Consider the following 290-nt stretch of genomic DNA (forward strand, 5'->3'; position numbering starts at 1 on the left):
CGCTCGATCAGGCAGAAGACCAGCAGGGCCAGGCAGATCACCTGGACGAGGGCGGCGACGCGGCGGTTGTGCTGGACGAACACCGGGCTGACCGCCAGCGGGCCCTTGAAGTCGCCGTAGCGGCGCTCGATGCCGCTCTGCCCCTTGTAGTCCAGCAGCACCTGCTCGGGCCCGGACCGCTCGACCGGGCGGCTGGTGATCAGCGCGTACCAGCCGTCGGCCGCCGCCTCCGCCGCCAGCACCTGCTCGTCGAAGTGCCACTCCAGGATCGGCCGACCGGTCTCGTCGGC

1 protein-coding gene is annotated in these 290 nt (G+C 71.7%); it reads right to left on the reverse strand.

Annotated elements, in window-relative coordinates; all coding sequences use genetic code 11:
* The coding region (locus RM590_RS35875) for a hypothetical protein (protein WP_311708991.1) at nucleotides 1–290 on the reverse strand (290 nt) is incomplete at both ends.

This window comes from Streptomyces litchfieldiae (genome assembly GCF_031845365.1).
Taxonomy (GTDB): Bacteria; Actinomycetota; Actinomycetes; order Streptomycetales; family Streptomycetaceae; genus Streptomyces; species Streptomyces litchfieldiae.